Origin of the sequence: Nonomuraea sp. NPDC050786 (assembly GCF_040654115.1) — a bacterium.
In the GTDB taxonomy this organism is placed as follows: domain Bacteria; phylum Actinomycetota; class Actinomycetes; order Streptosporangiales; family Streptosporangiaceae; genus Nonomuraea.
Genome location: NZ_JBFAHJ010000006.1, coordinates 254,142 through 273,968 on the forward strand (window position 1 = coordinate 254,142; position 19,827 = coordinate 273,968).

Consider the following 19,827-nt stretch of genomic DNA (forward strand, 5'->3'; position numbering starts at 1 on the left):
GCTCCTGGCGCGGGATCACGGGGTGCGGCGGAAAGCGCGGCGGTACAGCACGGGCGGGATGCCGCGGCGGGCTGTGAAGTGGTGGCGCAGGGTGTCGGCGGCGCCGAACCCGGCCCTGACGGCTATGGCGTCCACGCCCAGATCGGTGGTCTCCAGCAGTTCCTCGGCGAGCCGGAGCCTGCGGTCGAGCAACCAGCGGTGCGGGGTGGTGCCCGTCAGTGCCTTGAACCGCCTGGCGAACGTGCGCGGCGACATGGCCGCCCGCGCCGCGAGCGCCTCCACGGTCAGTGGCTGGTCGAGGTGCTCCTGGATCCAGTCGAGCAGCTCCGACAGCTCGTACGGCGTACGTGGCGACGGCATGGGCGCCTCCACGTACTGGGCCTGCCCGCCGGCCCGATGGGCGGGTACGACGAGCCGCCTGGCCAGGGCGTTGGCCGTGGCGGCGCCGTGCTCCAGCCGGACAAGGTGCAGGCAGGCGTCAATCCCCGCCGCGGCGCCGGCGCTGCTGAGCACCGGGCCGTCCTCGACGTACAGGATGCCGGGTTCGACGCTGATTTTGGGGTGGCGGTGGGCCAGCAGTTCGGTGAACTGCCAGTGGGTGGTGGCCCGGCGGCCGTCGAGCAGCCCGGCGGCGGCCGGTAGGAACGCGCCCGTGCAGATCGTGAGTACGCGGGCGCCGCGCCCGACAGCCTCCCGCAGGGCCGACAGCAGGGGTGCGGGGACGGGGCCGTCCAGCTGCGGCCAGGCGGGGACGGCCACGAGGTCGGCGTCGGCCAGGCGCTCCAGCCCGTGCTCGACCTGGACGGCGAATCCGGAGGTGGTCCGGATCGTGCCCGGTCGCGCCGCACAGACCGCGAAGTCGTAGCCGGGCAGGCCGTCCTCGGCGCGGTCCAGGCCGAACACCTGGCAGACGATCCCGAGCTCGAACGCGGCGGCCATGTCGCCGACCACGGCCACGACCTTGCGCATCATGAGCACAGTTTGGCAGGAAATTCCCGCACCATGACAATGCTGCCACTGTTGCCGCAGGCCGGGCCCTGGCGAGACTGGAACCATGACATCCGCCATGCATTCCCGCCTTCCGACGGGACAGTCCTTCGCCGAGGAGTTGAAGGAGGACTTCGCCGGCTGGGCGCGAGCGACCGGCATAGACGTGGAGCTCTGGGCGTTGCCGGACGAACCCCTGCCGCCTGACGTCCAGAAACTGCTCAGGGAGACGATCGACGTGGTGTTTGCCGCGATCGCGGAACACGCGCGCGCACGGACCGTGTCCATCGCCCTCATCGTGGCCAGGAGCGGTGTGCGCCTGACCATCGGTGACGACGGCCCCGGTATGCCGGTCGGGGACTTGCGGCACCGGCTGTCACCCGTGCGTGCAGCGATGGCCGCGCTCGGCGGCGGGCTGACCGTCACCAACGTGGTGCGCCGCGGCACGACGGTGACCGGCGGCATCCCGTGCCGGCCCGGCTCCTGCTCGCGCGGGGCCTCGCGGTGACCCGGGAGACGTGCTCGCCGCCCTGCGGCAGGCTCACGGCCACGGTGGCCAGGCTCCGTGCGTGGTAGGCGCCGGCCACCGCAGTTCCGGCAGGTGGCGGGCACGATCGCGACGGCCGGCCCTCAACGTCGACGACCGCCCGTACGCACCCGGGTACGCCGAAGCGTACGACCGGGTCACCCGGGCCTGCCGGTGACCGTCTGCCGGCGCATCGGCTGAACCGGCCGCACAAGGGAATTCAAGGGGCTAAAGAGAAGCCCAAACGGCGGACGCGAGACTGAGTGCGGGCCGTAAGGCGCGGCCTGTGTAACCACTAGGGGGAAATGTCGTGCGTGGCATTCTCAAGATCGAAGACCTTCCCGCAGGTGTTTCCGAGCTCTCAGGCCCGGCCCTCGACACCGTCGCGGGGATCGACATCGTGCTCGACGACGGCTCCGTGATCCAGGCGTCCATGGAGCCGGGGTCGGGCTGGTGGTCCTCCTCCATCAACAACGGCAAGAAGACGGACATCATCGACGGCAAGTGAGGTCATGACCACACAGGGGAGCCGGCGTCCACGGACGCCGGCTCCCCTGCTTGCCGGTTTAGGAGCGCACATCCGTGTTGATGATCATCAGTAGCCGTCACGACGCCTCGGTCGCCGCCATCCTGCCCAAGCTGCGGGATCGCGGCGTGCCGCTGTTGTGGTGGGACGAGGCGGACTACCCGCAGAACAGCGTCCTGACCACCGGCTATCACGACGGCCGGTGGCGGCAGACATTGACTTACCAGGGCGAGCAGCACGACCTGTCGAAGGTCACCGTCGCCTGGTACCGCCGTCCCGGCAGGCCGTCCGCGCCCGCCGTACAGGATCCCTCGCAGCGGACGTTCGCCGAGTACGTGGCCGGGATCGCGCTGACCGGCGCGTACGACCTCATGACAGGCGCGCTGTGGATGCCGGCCCGGCCCGCGCATGTCCTGGCGGTCGACAACAAACTGCTGCACCTGCACCACGCCGTCCGGCTCGGGCTCACCGTGACCGACACCGTGGTCACGAACGATCCCGGCGAACTCGTCCCGGCCTGGCACCGGGCGGGCGGCCGGCTCGTCACCAAGTCACTCGAGTACCGGACCTTCACCGTCGACGGTGAGTACGGTCACCTCTACACGACCACGGTGCCGCGGCGGCGGCTGTCCGGCCGGCACCGGTTGCGCCACGCGCCATCGATGTTGCAGCCCAACGTGCCCAAGGCGTACGAGCTGCGGGTGACCGTGGTCGGCGAGCAGGTGTTCGCCGCGCGCATCGACTCGCAGGCGTCCCGGCTGACCGCCGTCGACTGGCGACACTACGACGACCCCAACGTCGGCTACTCGGCCTACGACCTGCCAGTGCCGGTCGGGGAGCGCTGTGTCCGCCTGGTCGCGGAACTCGGGCTGAGCTTCGGTGCCCTGGACTTCATTGTGACGCCGGACGGCCAGTACGTCTTCCTGGAACTCAACGTCAACGGGCAGTGGGCCTTCGTCGAGACGCTCACCGGCCTGCCGATCGGCGACGCGATCGCCGACTGGCTCACCGACGCCACCGCCCGAACAGCCCATGAGGAACCCATCGATGTCCACTGACCGGACGACCTCCCCTCCCGCCTTCGCGACCGATCTCGCGGAGGCGGTGGAAATGCTGCGCCGCCTGCCTAAGGACCTGGCCGACGAGGCGCGGCGAACCGTACGGGGCTGGGGAGAGCAGCGGCCCTGGCTGTGCGCCGAGCTTGTGGTCGACGAGCCGCCGGGCACGACCAGGGCCGGCTATGACCTGCTCCTGGAACATCCGGAGGGCGGCACGGTCGCACTGTCGGCCGACGTAGACGACGGCATGCCCTGGCTGATCGACCACTCCACCCACTGGGCGGCGGGAAACGTGCTCCGGGTCAATGGGCACGACCTGCCGATCACCGCCGCGCTGTCCACCATCCGCGCTCTCGGCGCTCGTGACCAGCGGGTGCACGAACAGCTGGTGAACCACTGCCTCCTGCTCGCCGAGGTGGCGGACGACGACGAGCCCCTGACCGCCGATGAGACGCAGCGGACGGCCGACGAGTTCCGCCGGCGCCGCGGGCTCGGCACCCGGGAACAGACCCTGGACTGGCTCGCCGCGGCCGGCATGACCGAGGAGGTGTTCCGCGGGCACATCGAGTCGCAGGCACGCATCGGGCGGGTCCGCGAACGCTTCGCGGGCGAACCCGCCCGGCGTTACCTCGCCGAGCACCCCGAGGAGTTCACGCTGCGGCGGGCCGCATGGGTGACCGGGGCGCGCCCGGACGTGCTGCGCGTTCTCGCCGACGGCCCGGTGACCGGGTTCGTGGAGCGGGTGGCCGCGGCGATGCGCTTCACCGAGGGCGCGCGGCTCCGCCTGGAGGCATGTACGGTGCTCTCCTCGCAGCTGCCCCCACATCTGCGGGCCCTGCCCGCCCAGACGGCCGTCGGGCCGGTCCCCGTGGAGGGTGCTCATCTGACCGGCGTGGTCTACGAGGTCGTCCCGCCGGATCCGGACGATCCGGAGGTGCTCGACGCGGCGCGGGACGCCGCGTTCCAGGCGTGGCTGGATGAGCGGCGCCGCTCGGCGGAGATCAGGTGGTTTTGGCTGTGAGCAGGCGGGTGTCGCTGCGGATGCAACTGACCCGCAGCGAGTGCGGCGCGGCCTGCCTGGCCGTACAACCACGTCAACGTCGCCTTCCATGACCGGGGCGGGCATTTCATCTTGTGGGAGATCCCCGGGGAGTGGGTGGATGATTTGCGCCGCACGTTCAAGGGCCGGCGTTGGCTGCTCACACCGTCAGGTGGAGCAGGTCGTTCAAGCGGGTTCAAGGGGCTCCAAGGTGCTCAAGAGAAGCCCAAGCGGCGCACGCGAGACTGCGTGTGGGCCGTAAGGCGTGGCCTGTGCAACTAGAAGGGGGTAATGCCGTGAGTGGCATTCTCAAGATCGAAGACCTTCCCGCGGGTGTTTCCGAGCTCTCGGGCGCGGACCTTGACACCGTCGCGGGGATCGACATCGTGCTCGACGACGGCTCCGTGATCACGGCGGGCATGGAGCCGGGGACGGGCACCTGCACGTCGTCGTACAACAACGGCAAGAACCTGGACGTCTGGCAGAGCTGACCGTCGTGACAGTGGCGGGAAGCCGGCGTCCGTGGACGCCGGCTTCCCCGCGTGACGGCGAAGGAGCACCAAGACTGTGTTATTGATCATTAGCAGCCATCGCGACGATTCGGTCCACGCCGTCCTGCCCAAGCTGCGCGAGCGCGGCGTGCCGGCGCTGTGGTGGGACGAGGCGGACTACCCGGAAGCCTCGACCCTGACCACCAGCTACCTCGACGGCCGTTGGCGGCAGACGCTGACGTACCGGGGCGAGGAACACGATCTGTCACAAGTGACGGCGGTCTGGCACCGCCGCCCCGACCGGCCGTCGGCCCCGGCCGTACGGGACCCATCGCAGCGCGAGTTCGCCGAGCACGTGTCCGGGCACGCGCTCGCTGGCGCGTACGACCTGATGACGCGAGCGCGGTGGATGCCGGCCCGCCCGGCGCACCTCCAGGCGATCGACAACAAGCTGCTGCACCTGTACCGAGCCGTTCAGCTCGGCTTCACCGTGGTGGACACGGTGGTGACGAACGACCCGGCCGAGCTCGCCCCGGCCTGGACCAGGGCCGGCGGCCGGCTCATCACCAAGGCTCTGAGCTTCCGGACGTTCACTCTCGACGGAGAGTACGGCCACCTCTACACCGCGCCGGTGCCGCGCCGGCGGCTGTCCGGCCGGCACCGGATGCGTCACTCGGCGTCGATGTTGCAGCCCTACGTGCCCAAGGCGTACGAGCTGCGCGTCACCGTCGTCGGCAAGCATGTCTTCGCCGCGCGCATCAACTCCCAGGCCTCGCGGCTGACCGCCGTCGACTGGCGGCACTACGGTGATCCCAAGGTGGGTTACTCGGCCTACGATCTCCCGGCGGAGGTCGAGGAGCGGTGCGTCCACCTGGTCGCGGGGCTCGGCCTGAGTTTCGGCGCTCTGGACTTCATCGTGACGCCGGACGGCCGGTACGTCTTCCTGGAGCTCAACGTCGACGGGCAGTGGGCCTTCATCGAGACGCTGACCGGCCTGCCCATCGCTGACGCCATCGCCGGCTGGCTCACCACCCCGACCGGTTATGAGGAACCCATCGATGTCCACTGAGCAGATCACGCCCTCCTCCGGAACCCGCGCCGCCTTCGCGACGGAACTCGCCGAAGCGGTGGCGCTGTTGCGTCAGCTGCCGAAGGACCTGCCCGACGAGGCGGAGCGACGCGTACGGGACTGGTCGGAGGAGCGGCCGTGGCTGAGCACCCAGCTCGTGATCGACCAGCCGCCGGGGTCCACCAGAGCCGGCTACGACCTGCTCCTGGAGCACCCCACCGGCGGCACGGTCGCGCTGTCGGCCGAGGTGGACGACGGCATCCCCTGGCTGGTCGACCACTCCACGCACTGGGCGGCAGGGCAGGTCCTCCGCGTCGACGGGCACGACCTGTCGATCGCCACCGCGTTGTCCACCATCCGCGCCTTCGGCGCCCGCGACCGGCAGGTCCACGAGCGGCTGGTGGACCACTGCATCCTGCTCGGGGAGATGGAAAGCGGTGCCGAGCCGCTCACCGCCGAGGAGACGCAGCGGGCGGCCGACGAGTTCCGCCGACGTCGCGGGCTCGACACACGGGAGCGGACATTGACCTGGCTGGCCGAGGCCGGCCTGTCGGAGGAGGCGTTCTCGCATCACGTCAGGGCGCAGGCTTACGTCGCACGGGTCCGCGATCGATTCGCGGGCGAGCCCGCCCGGCGTCGTCTGGCCGAGCACCCCGAGGAGTTCACGCTGCGGAGTGCCGCGTGGACGACCGGGGCGCGGCCGGATGTGGTGGGCGAGCTCGCCGACGGCCCGGTGGACGGATTCCTGGATCGGGCCGCCGCGGCGGTGCGCTCCGGGCAGGTGCGTCTGGAGGCGCGCACGGCCCTCACCCCGCGGCTGCCCCAGCCGATGCGCGCGGTGCCGGCCGGGCAGGCGGTGGGGCCGGTTCCGGTCGAGGGCGGATACCTGGCCGGCGTCGTGTACGAGGTGCTCCCGCCGGATCCGGACGACCCGGAGGTGCTCGACGCGGCGCGGGACGCCGCGTTCCAGGCGTGGCTGGACGAGCGGCGCCGCTCGGCGGACATCAGGTGGTTCTGGCTGTGACCAGGCGGGTGCCGCTGCGGATGCAACTGACCCGCAGCGAGTGCGGCGCGGCCTGCCTGGCCATGGTGCTCAGCGCGCTGGGCCGTCGCACCGGTCTCACCGAGATGCGCGAGCACCTCGCCGAGGGTGTGGACGGGGTCAGCCTGCGGGAGATGATCCAGGCCGGCTCCCGGCTCGGGCTGAGGCTGCGCGCCTGCCACGCCCCGCTGGACACCGTCGCGCAGCTGCCCGCACCGTTCATCGCGCTCTGGAATGACAACCATTTCGTGGTGGTCGAGCGCGTGACGGCCCGCGGCATCACCGTGCTCGACCCGGCCCGTGGCCGGCGCCGGCTGCCGCACCAGCAGTTCGATGCCGGATACTCCGGCACGGTGCTGCTCGCCGACGCTCCCGCCGGGCTCGCGCCCGCCGTCGCACCCGCGCGGGCCTGGCCCGTGCTGCGCCCGCTGCTGACCCCGGTGCTGACGAACCGCAAGCTGATCGCCGCCGTGCTGCTGGCCTCGCTGGCGGCGCAGGCCCTCGGCCTGGCTGTGCCGGCGTTCACCAAGCTCGTGGTGGACCGGCCGTTGCAGATCGACGTGACGGCACTCGCGGCGGCGGCCTGCTGCGTCGTCGTCACGCACGCGCTGATCGCGTGGGTACGCGCCCGGATACTGATCGCGTTGCAGACGTCGGTGGCCGCGGAGGTCATGCGCGGGCTCGTCGGTCACACGCTGGCCCTGCCGTACCACTTCTTCCAGAGCAGGTCCAAAGGCGACCTGCTGAGCCGGCTGGGCGGCGTGGCGGTGCTGCGCGACCTGCTCACCGAGCAGTCGCTGGCCTTCCTGTTCGACCTGCTGACCGCGGTGTCGTACCTCACGCTGCTGTTCGTGGCCGCGCCCTGGCTCGCGCTGCTGACGCTCGCGACGGCTCTCGCCCAGGCCGCCGTCGTGCTGGGCACGGCGCGTCGCGGGCGGCATCTGGCCCTGGCCGCCGTGCACAGCGGTGCTGCCACCCAGGCCGCTCTGGTGGACACCCTCGCGGGCATCGAGGCGATCAAGGCCACCGGAGGGGAACCCGCCGCAGTCAGCCGCTGGCGTGAACAGCACGACGAGGAGCTGACCACGGGTGCGGCCCGCAACCGGCACGTGGCCGGGGTGCAGGCCGTGAGCAACGCGCTGGGGATGGCGCTCGACCTGGGGCTGCTCGTGGCCGTGTTCGCGACCGCCGGGCAGGGTGCGTCGCTGGGCGACCAGCTTGCCCTCGTGACGCTGGCGACCGCCGCGATCTCGCCGCTGACCTCGTTGCTCGGCATCGCCTACCAGCTCCAGCTCGCCGGCGCCCACGTCGGGCGGATCGCCGACCTGATGAGCGCGACGCCGGAACGCGCGGGCGGGACCCGGCCGGCGGGCGGGCTGCGCGGCGGCGTCTCCGTCTCCGGCCTGACCTCCGGCTACGACTCCCGCGCCCCGGTGCTGCGCGACATCTCGCTGCACATCCCGCCGGGCGCGCGGGTCGCGATCGTCGGCGCGTCGGGGTCCGGCAAGACGACGCTCGGCCGGGCGCTGGTCGGGCTGGTGGAGCCCGCGGCCGGACAGATCCGGTTCGACGGGATCCCGCTGGAGGAGATCGACCTGCGCTGGCTGCGCGGGCAGGTGGGAGTCGTCACCCAGCAGCCGCACCTGTTCGCCGGCACGATCCGGGAAAATATCGCCGGTTTCGCCCCGATGAGCGGACAGGCCGTCGAGGAGGCCGCCCGCTTGGCCGAGATCCACGACGAGATCGTCCGGTTGCCGCAGGGCTACGACACCGACGTCGGCGAGGGCGGGGGACGCCTGTCCGGCGGGCAGCGCCAGCGGATCGCGCTGGCCCGCGCGATGGCCCGCCGGCCCAGGATCCTGCTGCTCGACGAGCCGACCGCCAGCCTGGACGGCGTCACGGAGGAACGCATCCGCCGCAACCTCCTGCACCTGGGACAGACCCAGATCGTCATCGCGCACCGGCTGTCGACGATCCGGGACGCCGACCTGATCGTTGTCTTGGACAGAGGCCGCCTGGTCGAGGCCGGCACCCACGACCGGCTCATGACGTACGGCGGCCACTACGCCGGCCTGGTGCGCTACCAGCACAGCACGGCGGGGGAGGTCCACTCATCAGCCGGGTGAGGACCGCTGTCAGGATGCCGCCGACGGCACCGGGACCGGCTCGTCGAGCAGGAGGCACGTCTCTCTCGCCCGCTTGCTCCACCAGGTGAGCCCATTCTGAGCCGTGAGCCCGGCCAGCGTGGTGAGGTGCCCCATGGCGGCGTCGTAGTCGCCCACGGCCGAGGCGAGCCGGGCCAGGAAGTAGTCCACGGGCCCCAGCGTGACCACGGCGGAGCCGACCGCGATGGTGCCGCTGTAGGGCAGCAGCTCGGTGTAGGTCTCGCGGCAGGCGCGGACGTCCCCGACCGCCGCCTGGGCCGCGCCCTGGAGGCAGGTCATGGTGAGCCACGACCAGTCCCGCACCCGCTCGGGCCAGCCGCCCGCCACCAGCCTGCGCGCCTCGGCGGCCCGGCCCTGCCGGCACAGCAGCAGGACCCGCATGTCGTGGCCGGCGGAGGGATGGATGCCCGCGATCTCCTCGACGAGTGGCCCGGCCTCGGCCAGGGTGCCCCGGTGGTAGTGCAGGATGAGCCGCCCGGCGGTCACCACCGCTTCGCCGTGCCACACGCCCAGCCGGCCGGCCTGCCGCGCGGCCTCGCGGTACCGGGCCTCGGCGTCGTCGAACGCGCCGGCCAGGACGAGCCGGTTAGCCCGCCAGAGCGTGTGCTGGAAGCGCGGCCAGGGCAGCGGCAGCCGCTCCAGCAGAGCGTCGCAGTGGGCGGCGGCGCGGTCCGCGCCCGCCACATCGAACGCCTCCAGCCGGTGGTGGCTGAAGATCATGTGCGCGAGCAGCTCGAAGCCCGGTTCCCCGGCCCGTACGGCCGCGTCGAGCATCTCGGCGGCGATCTCGAGCGGTTCGGGAGCGTGGGCGGGCAGCGCGGGCAGCGACAGGTAACGCGCGTTGAGCATCCGCACCAGCAGGCGGGGATCGCCCAGCCGGCGGGCCATCTCGACCGCTTCGAGGGCCATGGCGTCGCGTCGCGGGTCGTCGGTCGCATTGTACAGCTCCTCGGCCAGGCCGCCGAGCAGGCGGGCCCGCTCGGGCCGATCGCCTGGGGGCACTGCGCGCAGGGCGGCCTCGAAGCGGTGCACGAGCCGCAGGTCCACCGCCTCGTACGGGTCGCGCAGCGTCCAGATGGCGGGTGCGTCGAGCGCTGTCAGTGCCCGCGCGGTGGCCTCGGGGCCGGCGTCGGCGCGGTCGGCGGCGCGGATGGCTTGGGTCCTGGCGTGCCGGGCGCCGATCGCGTCGCCGGAGTCCAGCAGCGCCCTGATCTGTTTGAGCACTAGTTCCAGGTGGTTGAGCGGGTCGCCGGTGGAGGCGCCGTGGGCGTTGATCGCCCGGCTCCACCACATAGCGGCTTCCTCGTAGGCCAGGCGCAGACCGGCCTGTTCGGCGGCCGCCCGTGCCCAGCGCACCGTCTCGCGGTAGGCGGCGGGGCCGGCCTCGACCGCGTGGTGGGCGATGGCGGCGACGTCGATACCGGGCCGGGTGGACAGGCAAGCAGCCGCGCGGCGGTGCACGGCCGCCTTGCGCAGGGGTGGGAGGTCGTGCACGAGGGTTTCGCGGACGAGGTCGTGCGCGAAGGCCATCCGGCCGTCGCGCGGGACGACCAGCCCGGCCCGGACCGCCTGGTCCAGCAGGTTACAGACCTCCTGTTCGCCAGAGACCTCGGCTCTCCCGCGACGGGGAGCGGCTTCTGCGCGGCAGATCTCGGCTACCACCGTGGGGTCGAAGTCGAGGCCGAGCACCGCCGCGACACCGAGCACCTCGCCCGGCCGCCGCCCAAGCGCGCCGACCCGCTGACGGACCGCGGTGGCGACCGCGTCGGGCACAGCGTCTAGCGGGCGGCCCTGGGCGAGCAGCCGGACGCTTTCCCGGACGAAGAACGGGTTCCCGCCGGTACGGTCCGCCAGCCGCCTGGCGGTGACCTCATCCACCGTCGTGTTCATGCCCGCCGCGACGGCCCGCACGGCGTCCGCGTCGAGACCGTCCAGATGGACGCGCCGCAGATCGTAGCGGACGAGGCGGGTCAGCAGTTCGTCCACGGGCAGCCCGGTGCCATCGGCACATGAATCGTCCCGGTCGCGGAAGGCCGCCACGATTTTGAGAGGCGCCTTCGCCACCGGCCTCCTCGTCAGCATGATCAGCTCTTTGAGCAGTTCGAGCGAGGCCGGGTCGGCCCAGTGCAGGTCGTCCAGAACGACGATCACGGGCTGGGTCCGCGCCGCCGCCAGCAGCCAGTCAGCGATGACCTGGTTACGGCGCAGCAGCGCGGCGTCGGTCGGGCCCGCGGGCTGCTCGTCGTCAAGGAGACCGGCCAGTGCCGCCCGGTCGGCGGGCGGGTGATGGCGGACGAGTGTGTTCAGCACCTGTAGCCACGGCCACAGCGGGGGCGCCTCCCGCAGATCGAGGCAGCCGCCCCACAACACAAGGTGGCCGAGGTCGGTGCAGTGCTCGCGGAACGCCTCCAGCAGGAAGGTCTTGCCGATGCCCGGCTCACCGGTCACCGCGGCGACGGCCACACCGCCCTCGTCGAGCAGCTCCCGCAGAGCCGCGAACTGCCGCTTCCTGCCGGGCACGGCCCGTCGCCGCTCGGACGGGGCCGCCGCAGACAGCACCGCGGCGGCGCGTACGGGGTCCAGGGAATCCACCTGCCGGAGGATGTCCTCTTCCAAGGCCCGTAGCTCCGGACCGGGGTCGAGCCCGAGCTGCTCAGCGAGCCGCTCCTTCACCCGGCGGAGCACGGCCAGCGCGTCGGCCTGCCGCCCGGTGCGGTAGAGCGCCAGGGCCAGCAGGCACGACAGCCGCTCGCGCAGCGGGTGCTCAAGTGTCTCCGCCTCCAACCCTCCGATCACGAGCTGGGGACGGCCCAGGTCGAGCAGCGCCTCGGCCCGGCGCTCAACGGCGATCAGCCGCAGCTCGCACAACCGGTTGACCTCGGCGATCGCCCACGTCCGGTCGGCGAACTCCTCGTAGGGGATGCCGCGCCACAACCGCAGCGCCCTGTCCAGGTAGTCGAGCCTGTCCTCGGACGGCTGCATCTCGGCCCGCTCCACCAGCCCGGCGAACTCGATCGCGTCCACGTCCCCGGTGGCGAGCAGATAGCCGGGCTGCCGCGCGACGAGCAGCCGTGGCGGCACGCCGCGAGGCCGCCCGGGCTCCATGACGCGGCGCAGATTACTGATGTACGACTGCAGCGTGGGAAGGGCGGCGGCCGGTGGCGATCCGTCGTACACATCCTCGATGAGCGCGTCCGTGGAGACCACGGCGCCCCGTGCCAGCAGGAGCCGGGCCAGCACCGCACGCTGGCGCCGTCCGCGCAGCTCCACCCGCCCCCGACCATCGTCGTACGCCTCCAGCCCTCCGAGCACCCGAAACCTCACAGACGGCGCTCCCATTGCCGATCTTCCCCCTTGATGTCAGTTCAGGCGCGGCGCCAGGAGGGACGTGACCGGCCGGCTGTTCCGCCCTGTACACTTCCTGCCCCGTCGTCCCGCTTTGCGTAGGTCGCGACCTGTCGTCCTGGTGCCGATATATGCATGATCAGCATGCTGCCGCTCATATCCTGAGTAGAGGCAGGCTCAACGACCTGCAGGTCGTGCGAGACATGTTCCGGACTTCTACTCACCGATACCCGTACGAACGATCAGGCAAATTCAAGATGATCGGCGAGGCGGCGGAGGATGACTGCGCACCGGCCGCGGAGGCGGGCAAGAACCCGCCGGCGCGAGCGCGGCCGGATCATGCGGAACCGTGCGGCCTCGGCTCGCCGCTCCGCCTGGTCCGCGTCGGCGATCTTCTCATACATGTAATCCACGGAGGGCTCCTCAAGGTCTTTCGGGAAATGCGTGCTAGAAGAGGAAGGTGGGCGGGTTGAATCGCTTGGCGCTGCGGCGCAGGAGTCAGCGTTCGGGAGCCTTCTCGTCTGCCTGTGACGTCCGGCGCAGCAACCTCCTGTCGACAACTCCGCGCAGACTGGTCGGCACGGGGCTGTAGTTCTCAGGTGTGTGTTCGAACGCCTGCGGAGGCAGGGAGGCGCTGACGGTGACGCCCTCGCCGAGCACGCTGTTGACGCCGAGACCGCCGCCCAGCCCGTCGAGTTCGCCCCGGCTCGTCAGCAGGCGCGTCTCCAGCGCCTCGCGAGCTTTCACCGTCATGCCACCGCCGTCATCACTGATCACCAAGCGCAGCCCGGTGTGGGACGTGGTAAGAGCAACGCTGACGGTACGGGCCTGCGCGTGACGTTCGATCTCCAGCAGGACCTCGGTAATCACACGATGGACGATGGTGCTAAGACGACCGGCGAGGTGCATTTTCGGCAGCGCCCATACCTCCACCGTGATCCCGGTCCGCCCCGACCATTCCGCCAGGTGCTCCTCCAGCACTTGTGAGTAGGAGGACGGGACGTCCGAGCCAGGCTGATATCGGGACACGTCTTTCTTCTTTCTGACTACGTACGGCGGACAGACGTGCGCGGCCGGCAGATCAGAAGATTCGATGAGGACAGGGTGGCTCAGCACCGGCTCGCCCTCGGCCACGTTGACCTGGCTGCCGGCGGCGAGATACCGGCCCACCGCGGCTCTCTGCCACCGCCCGTACTCGGGCGGTGGCAGAGATGATTCCGATTCTGTGGCGGAGGCTCCGTGACACGAACCAGAGGCCCGGGCAGATCCCGTTGATCCGGCTGGGCCGCGGCCGCGCACGCCGCCCCGACTGCTGGTGATAATGCGTGATCTTTCACGGTCTTTCAAGAAGTGAACGAGCGCTGGCCCCGCCGGCCGATGCCGGGGCGAAGGGGCCGTCCAGGGCGGCCCACTGCAGCAGCATGATCGTTTTGGCGTCGGCGATCCCGCCGGTGCGGACCAGGTCGAGGGCATCATTGAAGGGCAACTCGACGACCTCGATGTCCTCGTCCTCGGCCGCCACCCCGCCACCGGCGCCCTGCCGAGTGTGCACGCTGTACGGCGCGGCGTAGAAGTGCACGCGTTCGGTGACGGAGCCCGGGCTCATGTAGACGTCGAAGACGTGCCGTACCGGTCCGATGACGTGGCCCGTCTCCTCGGCGGCCTCGCGGCGAATGGCCTCCTCCGGGCTCTCGTCGTCGAGCAGCCCCGCCGCCGTCTCCAGCAACATGCCGTCCGGGTGCCCGTTGACGTAAGCCGGGTAGCGGAACTGGCGGGTCAGCAGGACAGTCCCCCGGCCGACGTCGTACAGCAGCACCGTGGCGCCGTTGCCGCGGTCGTAGGTCTCCCGCTGCTGCGTGCTCCGGCGGCCGTCGGCGTGCTGGTAGTCGAGGGTCGTCCTCCGCAGCACTGCCCAGTCGCACGACAACACCCGCACCTCGCGGATGCGTACGCGCGGATTCCCCATGAGGTCCAGGCCGGCGAGGTTTAAGCCGGTACGTCCGCGGGCGTCCGGCTCGTCGATGCCCGCGGTCATGACCGGACCGGTTCCGGGCGGAGGGTGTGCGGCAGCGACCAGCGGCCGGTCACCGCGCACGTCGGCGTGCCCGCGCCGAGCCCTGGTCCGCCCGCCGTGTGGACAGTACGGGTGAGCGACGCGGCGCCGATCATGTGGGACCTGGCCGGTTGGTCGATGATGGGTGAGCTCATGATCTCCTCGTTGCCGTGTGCTCAGGGTGTCGAAGAGAGAAAGCGCTAGGCGGCCTGGTAGCCGGGGATGTCCTCGACCCGGTGGTAGACGGGCAGGCCACGCTCGGTGGCGATCCGTACGTCCTCATCGGCGCCGGTGGACTCGCCCGGCAGCCGCAGGACCGCGTCGCAGTGCCGCAGCAGGCGCTCCGCGGTGGGATACATGATCTGCTCGGCCACCGGGTCGGCCGGCCCTTGACCACCCGCGCCCCGTAGCACGGGCAGGGCCACCCATTCCCCGATCATGGGCACGTGCCCGCTGCGGAAAATCGGCCATGCGGCCTCCTCCAGCCTGGCCAGGTTGTCCGCCATCAGCTGGGGATCATCGTTTGTGCCTGAACGATAGGGTCCAGCGATAAGAATCATCACGTTGTGGAACTATAATAGGAAATAACCGGAAAGAACAAGGGGAAACGTGCATGCTGGCCGCCCAACGCCGTGACCTGCTCCTGGAACGCCTCAACCGGGACGGCCGGATCATCGCCAAGGATCTCGCCGTCGAACTCGGCATGTCCGAGGACAGCATCCGCCGCGACCTGCGCGAACTCGCTGCGGCGGGCCTGTGTCAGCGGGTGTACGGCGGCGCGCTGCCCGTCTCTCCCGCGATCGCCGACTACGCCACCCGTGAGCACGTGGAGGTGACCGGCAAACAGCGCGTGGCCGCTGCCGCGGCGGCGCTGATCGAACCGGGCAGCACCGTGATCCTCGACGGCGGCACCACCGCCCTCGCGGTCGTCCGCGCGCTCCCGCTCGACCTGCGCGCCGCCGTCATCACCCACAGCCCTACCGTGGCCAGCGCGCTGGGCGAGCACCAGGACGTGGAGGTCTACCTCATCGGCGGGCGGCTGTTCAAGCACTCCATGGTCGCCTGCGGCGCGGCCGCGGTCGAGGCCGCCCGCGGCCTGCACGCCGACCTCTTCCTGCTCGGCGTGACCGGCGTGCATCCCGAGGTGGGGCTGACCACGGATGACGTGGATGAGGCCGCGATGAAGCGCGCCCTGGCCCGCCAGGCGGCTGACACCTACGTGCTGGCCAGCACGGAGAAGATCGGCGCAGCCTCTCGTTTCACTGTTCTGCCCTTGGCGGACGTCGCCGGGATCGTCACCGACGCGGGTGGCGAGAACGCCACCATACGCTCGCTCAGCACGCCCATCATCCATGCCTGATGGTGTAACCTCGTGCACGATTATGCGTGTTTGCCTGTGTGGCCACGATCAGCGACCGTTGGGTCCTGCCGCCGCCGATCAGCGCAGAGGCTCCAAGTCGTCCTCATCCTCGTCGTTGTCCACCGCGTTGAGGGCCTTTTCACGGCCCTAGAGACATCCCAGAACGGGTGCACTCCGAAACGGGTGCGAGGCGAAGCGGCTCACCGTCGAGGTCTGAAGGTTCGGGCGCGTCAATCATCGAGGGGACGGCGAAGCGGCACCGGGTCGGTGGCGAAGCGCGCGGCACGCGGCGCGCGTTCGTCCCCGAAGCGACGGGTGAGGATGTCGTACAACTCCGGGCGCCGTCCCTGCATCCAGCGCCGGCCCGTCGACAGCGGCAGCAGGGTGAGGTCGAGGTCGGCGACGACCAGGTCGTCGCCCGCCTTCCAGGTCTCGGCGAGGATGCGGCCGTAAGGGTCGATGATCATGGCGTTCCCGGTGCGGATCTCGCCGTCGTCCTCCCCGACGCCGTTGCTGAACACGACGAACAGCCCGTTGTCGTGTGCCCGGGCGGGCAGCCAGCGCATCAGCCACTCGCGCCCGCTGGGGCCGCGCAGCGCGGCCTCGATCGCCTGCGGGTCCTGGTGCCGGCCGCGCCAGAGCGGCACGGGGATCGGCCGCATCCCGTGCGGGCTGCGGGAGTCGGTGCCGCCGGTCTGGTGGGGCGCGAGCAGCACCGAGGCACCCATCAGCGCCGTGGCTCTGACGTTCTCGACCAGGTTGTTGTCCCAGCAGATGAGGACACCCATGCGCACGCCCCAGGGCGTGTCGAAGACGGTGTAGGCATCGCCGCTGTCGATGGCCGGATGCTCGAAGGCGTGCAGCTTGCGGTGCCGGTGCACCCGCCCGTCCGGCATGCAGACGGCGTAGCTGTTGAACAGCCGGCCCTCTTCGCCGATCTCCAGGAAGCCCACGCCCGCGGCAACCCCCCGCGCGAGTGCCAGTTCGCGGACCGCGGCGACGGACGGGCCGTCCACCGGCTCGGCCAGCGTCCGCAGCCGCTCAGCCGGATGCCTGCGCAGATGCCAGTACCCGAGCAGGCACATCTCAGGAAAGGCCACCACCTGCGCCCCCTGCTCCGCCGCGGCCCGCAGATGCTGCTCAACCTGGGCCAGGTTGTACGCCTTGTCGTCAGGCCGAGGCTCGAACTGCACGCTCGCGCAGCGCAAGGCCGCCGCGGAACCGCCGCTCACGTCGTCGCTCTGTCTCATGATGACCTCCCATGCTTGCTCTCGGGGCACCAGCAGACCGCACGCGCCATCCATGCGTCCAATGAATCATTTGCCGTATTCGATAGATTCAATGAATGGATCTCGGCCGGCTCCGCGCCTTCCTCGCCGTCAGCGAGTGCCGTCACTACGGCCGCGCCGCCAGCCGGCTCAACATCACCCAGCCGACGCTCACCAAGCAGATCCAGACCCTGGAGGCGCAGGTGGGCGGCCGGCTGTTCGACCGTGGACGGCATGGCGCCACGCCGACCCGGCTGGGCGCCGTGCTGCTGCCCGAGGCGCAGTCCCTCGTCCGGCACGCCGACGCGCTCACCCAGCGAATGACGAGGATGGCACACGGAGAGATCGGCACCCTGGCGGTCGGCTTCGGACTGTCGAGCATCGACCTCGCTCCCCGCCTGGTCGCCGCTTTCCGGCAGCGCCGCCCCGGCGCGCACGTCACCCTCGATGACATGTCCTCCCAGCGGCAGCTCGACGAGATCAAGGCGGGCCGGCTCGATGTCGGTTTCGTCCGCCCGCCCCTCGAAGCCGGCTGGGAGCATCTGCCCGTGGGCACCGACCGCCTCGCCCTCGCCCATACCGACGAGCCTCCGCCACGGCCCGCAGACCTTCCCGGATGGGCCGCCCGCCATGACTTCCTGCAACTGGCGCAGGCGAAAGGGCCCGGGCTGGCAGGGCAGATCCGCCGCTTCCGCGACGCCACCGGGATCCGTCCCACCGTCGTCCAGGAGGCGCACGACCTGCAGACCGTCCTGGCGCTGGTGGCGGCGGGGGCGGGCGCCGCGTTCGTGCCGGCCAGCGCCGCCCGCATAGCGCCGTCACCGGTCACGATCACGCCGATCGGGCATCCGGCCGCGGCGTGGCAGATCTCGGCAGTGTGGAACCGTGAGCAACTGCACGCTCTGATGGCCGGGTTTCTCATGCTGATCCGCGAACAGCGGCCGGCGAACAGCCGTGACGCATGGATGGAATAGCACGCCGGCGCTGAGCGCCGCCCGGCCGGCCCCATCCAGCGCAGCCCGGAGACCGTGACGACGCCGGCACCGAGCGCCGAGCCGACCGCGTGGACCAGCAGGAACGCGGCCACGTTGACCGTGACCGCCAGGGCCGGGGCGTCACCCGCCCGCTGCAGGAACAGGGCCTGCCAGCCCACCGCCATAGACGACGTCGGCGCGTTCGCCGCCCTGGCCTTCGCCGGCCCGGGGACGTATATGGGCGAGGCGGTGGAGATCACCGGCGACTGGCGGACCTCCTCGCAGATCGCCGAGGCGCTGAGCGCGGCGGCCGGACGCCCTGCCGGCCTCACCCCGCACGCCCTTCCCGGAATCGGCCGGCCGGCTTCCGCCATTTCTGCACCAGATTTCCCAAGCGCTCCAAGCGATTCAACAGCGTGACCGCTCAGTCTGGCAGCGCCCGGACCGATCGCCCCACGCACACGGCACGCGCACGCACGGCCGACCCTTCACCCCGGCGCCACGCGCGATTGCATCCCGGACGTGCCGCTGTCCTTCACCGCACGGACTCCTGGACGGAAGTGGCATCATGCCGATCGGAAATCAGCAGCTAGACTCCCCGCCGCGGGGCCCGGACGTCGCGATCATCGGCGCCGGGATCGGCGGCCTGGCGGTGGCGAAGGCTCTCGACGACGCGGGCGTCGCCTGGGAGTGCTTCGAACGCCGGAGCGCGGTCGGTGGCCTGTGGTCGCAGAACCCTGAGCTGGAGGATGGGCCCGCCTACTGGGCGCTGCACGTCAACTCCTCCGCCGCGTTCATGGCGATGTCCAGCCTCCCGATCCCGCCGGACTTTCCCGAGTTCCCCTCACGCGAGCAGATTGGCCACTACCTGGCTCATTACGCCGACCACTTCAGCCTGTCGCCGCGCGTGCGCCTGGACACCGAGGTCACCAGGGTGACGCAGGAGCCGTCCGGCGGCTGGATCGTGGAGACCTCCGGCGGCGGGCGCGGGCGCTACGGGTCGGTCGTGGTCGCGACCGGCCACTTCAGCCAGCCGATCATGCCTGACATTCCTGATTTCTTCGGAGGCGAGGTGCTCCACGCGCACGACTACGTCTCCCCGGAGCGCTTCGCCGGGCGCGACGTGCTCGTCGTCGGCCTCGGCGCGAGCGGCGCGGACATCGCCTGCGAGGTGTCCAGGACCGCCGCCCGCACCGCCGTCTCGGTGCGCGGCGGCGTCCACATCGTGCCCAAGCACCTGTTCGGCCGCCCCTTCGACACCTTTCCTGTGCGCGCCCGCCCGCGATGGCTGCGCTGGCAGGTGATGCGGCTCGCGGTGCACCTGTCCCGGGGGCCGCAGGAACGGTACGGCATCGCCAGGCCCACGCGGCCCCTCGGCAACGCCGCCGTCACGGTCACCAGCGACCTGCTCACCCGCCTCGCCCACGGCGACCTCGCGGTACGGCCGGCGCTGAAAGGCTTCAAGGAGGACGCGGTCGTGTTCGCGGACGGATCGGTCGAGCCATACGACACCATCATCCTCTGCACCGGATACCGCCCGTCGTTCTCCTTCCTCGATCCGGCGATCACGCCGCCGAGCGACGGGCTGGACCTGTTCCGGCGGGTGTTCCATCCGGCCGCGACGGACCTGGCGTTCGTCGGACTGGTCCAGATCCTCGGGGCCGCGCCCGCCACCCTCGAACGGCAGGCGCGGCTCGTCGCCGCCAAGCTGTCCGGCCGCTACGCCCTGCCCGGCGCGGACGGCATCGCCCGCGAGCTCGTACGGGACCGGGCACGGGCCGCCCGCATGTTCGGCGACGACCGACGGGCCGGGATGCTGCTCGACCCCGTGACGTACCGCTCGCTCATCGAGCGCGAGTTGCGCGCCGGCCTGCGCAGGGCCCGCAGGAACGGCTCGGTGGGCCGTGCGTGAAAGTGCCCGTGA

General features: G+C 71.1%; 20 protein-coding genes. 12 read left to right on the top strand and 8 right to left on the bottom strand.

Annotation, left to right across the window (positions count from 1 at the left end; all coding sequences use genetic code 11):
• Positions 1–15: 15 nt before the first annotated feature.
• Complete coding sequence (locus AB0H84_RS14985) at positions 16–972, bottom strand: helix-turn-helix domain-containing protein (RefSeq protein WP_357603550.1); 957 nt, start codon at positions 970–972, stop codon at positions 16–18.
• 82 nt (positions 973–1,054) lie between these two features.
• On the opposite strand from AB0H84_RS14985, the gene AB0H84_RS14990 reads away from it, so the two are divergent.
• The 8 genes from AB0H84_RS14990 to AB0H84_RS15025 all read left to right on the top strand — a co-directional run bounded on the left by AB0H84_RS14990 (position 1,055) and on the right by AB0H84_RS15025 (position 8,864).
• Complete coding sequence (locus AB0H84_RS14990; protein WP_357603552.1) at positions 1,055–1,495, top strand: hypothetical protein; 441 nt, start codon at positions 1,055–1,057, stop codon at positions 1,493–1,495.
• Positions 1,496–1,823: 328 nt separating this feature from the next.
• The gene (locus tag AB0H84_RS14995; protein ID WP_357603554.1) at positions 1,824–2,021 is read left to right on the top strand and encodes a hypothetical protein; all 198 of its coding nucleotides are present in this window, start codon (positions 1,824–1,826) and stop codon (positions 2,019–2,021) included.
• 80 nt (positions 2,022–2,101) lie between these two features.
• Complete coding sequence (locus AB0H84_RS15000; protein ID WP_357603556.1) at positions 2,102–3,097, top strand: MvdC/MvdD family ATP grasp protein; 996 nt, start codon at positions 2,102–2,104, stop codon at positions 3,095–3,097.
• Complete coding sequence (locus AB0H84_RS15005; RefSeq protein ID WP_357603558.1) at positions 3,087–4,118, top strand: TIGR04500 family putative peptide maturation system protein; 1,032 nt, start codon at positions 3,087–3,089, stop codon at positions 4,116–4,118. Before AB0H84_RS15000 ends, AB0H84_RS15005 begins: the two co-directional genes overlap by 11 nt.
• Positions 4,119–4,432: 314 nt before the next feature.
• Positions 4,433–4,627: a hypothetical protein gene (locus AB0H84_RS15010; protein WP_357603560.1), complete on the top strand. Its 195-nt coding sequence runs from the start codon at positions 4,433–4,435 to the stop codon at positions 4,625–4,627.
• A 76-nt stretch (positions 4,628–4,703) separates the two neighbouring features.
• Positions 4,704–5,696 carry an MvdC/MvdD family ATP grasp protein gene (locus AB0H84_RS15015; protein WP_357603562.1) on the top strand — a complete coding sequence of 331 codons (993 nt, stop codon included), beginning with the start codon at positions 4,704–4,706 and terminating at the stop codon, positions 5,694–5,696.
• On the top strand, positions 5,686–6,720 hold the full coding sequence (locus tag AB0H84_RS15020; RefSeq protein ID WP_357603564.1) for a TIGR04500 family putative peptide maturation system protein: 1,035 nt from the start codon (positions 5,686–5,688) through the stop codon (positions 6,718–6,720). The genes AB0H84_RS15015 and AB0H84_RS15020 overlap by 11 nt, the downstream gene beginning before the upstream one ends.
• The gene (locus AB0H84_RS15025; RefSeq protein ID WP_357603566.1) at positions 6,717–8,864 is read left to right on the top strand and encodes a peptidase domain-containing ABC transporter; all 2,148 of its coding nucleotides are present in this window, start codon (positions 6,717–6,719) and stop codon (positions 8,862–8,864) included. Before AB0H84_RS15020 ends, AB0H84_RS15025 begins: the two co-directional genes overlap by 4 nt.
• Positions 8,865–8,873: 9 nt before the next feature.
• On the opposite strand, the gene AB0H84_RS15030 is transcribed toward AB0H84_RS15025, so the two are convergent.
• The 6 genes from AB0H84_RS15030 to AB0H84_RS15055 all read right to left on the bottom strand — a co-directional run bounded on the left by AB0H84_RS15030 (position 8,874) and on the right by AB0H84_RS15055 (position 14,807).
• Positions 8,874–12,227 carry a BTAD domain-containing putative transcriptional regulator gene (locus AB0H84_RS15030; protein WP_357603568.1) on the bottom strand — a complete coding sequence of 1,118 codons (3,354 nt, stop codon included), beginning with the start codon at positions 12,225–12,227 and terminating at the stop codon, positions 8,874–8,876.
• Between the two features lie 263 nt (positions 12,228–12,490).
• Complete coding sequence (locus AB0H84_RS15035; protein WP_357603570.1) at positions 12,491–12,652, bottom strand: hypothetical protein; 162 nt, start codon at positions 12,650–12,652, stop codon at positions 12,491–12,493.
• A 94-nt stretch (positions 12,653–12,746) separates the two neighbouring features.
• Positions 12,747–13,418: a hypothetical protein gene (locus tag AB0H84_RS15040; RefSeq protein WP_357603572.1), complete on the bottom strand. Its 672-nt coding sequence runs from the start codon at positions 13,416–13,418 to the stop codon at positions 12,747–12,749.
• A 163-nt stretch (positions 13,419–13,581) separates the two neighbouring features.
• A complete protein-coding gene (locus AB0H84_RS15045) occupies positions 13,582–14,283 on the bottom strand; it encodes an NUDIX domain-containing protein (RefSeq protein ID WP_357603574.1) in 702 nt (233 codons plus the stop codon).
• The gene (locus AB0H84_RS15050; RefSeq protein WP_357603576.1) at positions 14,280–14,456 is read right to left on the bottom strand and encodes a hypothetical protein; all 177 of its coding nucleotides are present in this window, start codon (positions 14,454–14,456) and stop codon (positions 14,280–14,282) included. Before AB0H84_RS15050 ends, AB0H84_RS15045 begins: the two co-directional genes overlap by 4 nt.
• Before the next feature lie 45 nt (positions 14,457–14,501).
• Complete coding sequence (locus AB0H84_RS15055) at positions 14,502–14,807, bottom strand: hypothetical protein (RefSeq protein WP_357603578.1); 306 nt, start codon at positions 14,805–14,807, stop codon at positions 14,502–14,504.
• Positions 14,808–14,914: 107 nt separating this feature from the next.
• Here AB0H84_RS15055 and AB0H84_RS15060 point away from each other — a divergent pair, with 107 nt between their 5' ends.
• Positions 14,915–15,661, top strand: coding sequence for a DeoR/GlpR family DNA-binding transcription regulator (locus AB0H84_RS15060; RefSeq protein ID WP_357603580.1), 747 nt, complete (start codon positions 14,915–14,917; stop codon positions 15,659–15,661).
• A gap of 230 nt (positions 15,662–15,891) precedes the next feature.
• On the opposite strand, the gene AB0H84_RS15065 is transcribed toward AB0H84_RS15060, so the two are convergent.
• Positions 15,892–16,911, bottom strand: a complete 1,020-nt coding sequence (locus AB0H84_RS15065; RefSeq protein ID WP_357603582.1) for a nitrilase family protein — start codon at positions 16,909–16,911, stop codon at positions 15,892–15,894.
• A gap of 95 nt (positions 16,912–17,006) precedes the next feature.
• Here AB0H84_RS15065 and AB0H84_RS15070 point away from each other — a divergent pair, with 95 nt between their 5' ends.
• From AB0H84_RS15070 to AB0H84_RS15080, 3 genes are all read left to right on the top strand, one after another.
• Positions 17,007–17,903 (top strand): LysR family transcriptional regulator, encoded by an 897-nt coding sequence (locus AB0H84_RS15070; RefSeq protein WP_357603584.1) that lies wholly within the window; start codon positions 17,007–17,009, stop codon positions 17,901–17,903.
• Between the two features lie 54 nt (positions 17,904–17,957).
• On the top strand, positions 17,958–18,323 hold the full coding sequence (locus AB0H84_RS15075; RefSeq protein WP_357603586.1) for a hypothetical protein: 366 nt from the start codon (positions 17,958–17,960) through the stop codon (positions 18,321–18,323).
• Positions 18,324–18,471: 148 nt separating this feature from the next.
• Positions 18,472–19,815, top strand: a complete 1,344-nt coding sequence (locus AB0H84_RS15080) for an NAD(P)-binding domain-containing protein (protein ID WP_357603588.1) — start codon at positions 18,472–18,474, stop codon at positions 19,813–19,815.
• The last annotated feature ends 12 nt before the right edge of the window (positions 19,816–19,827 follow it).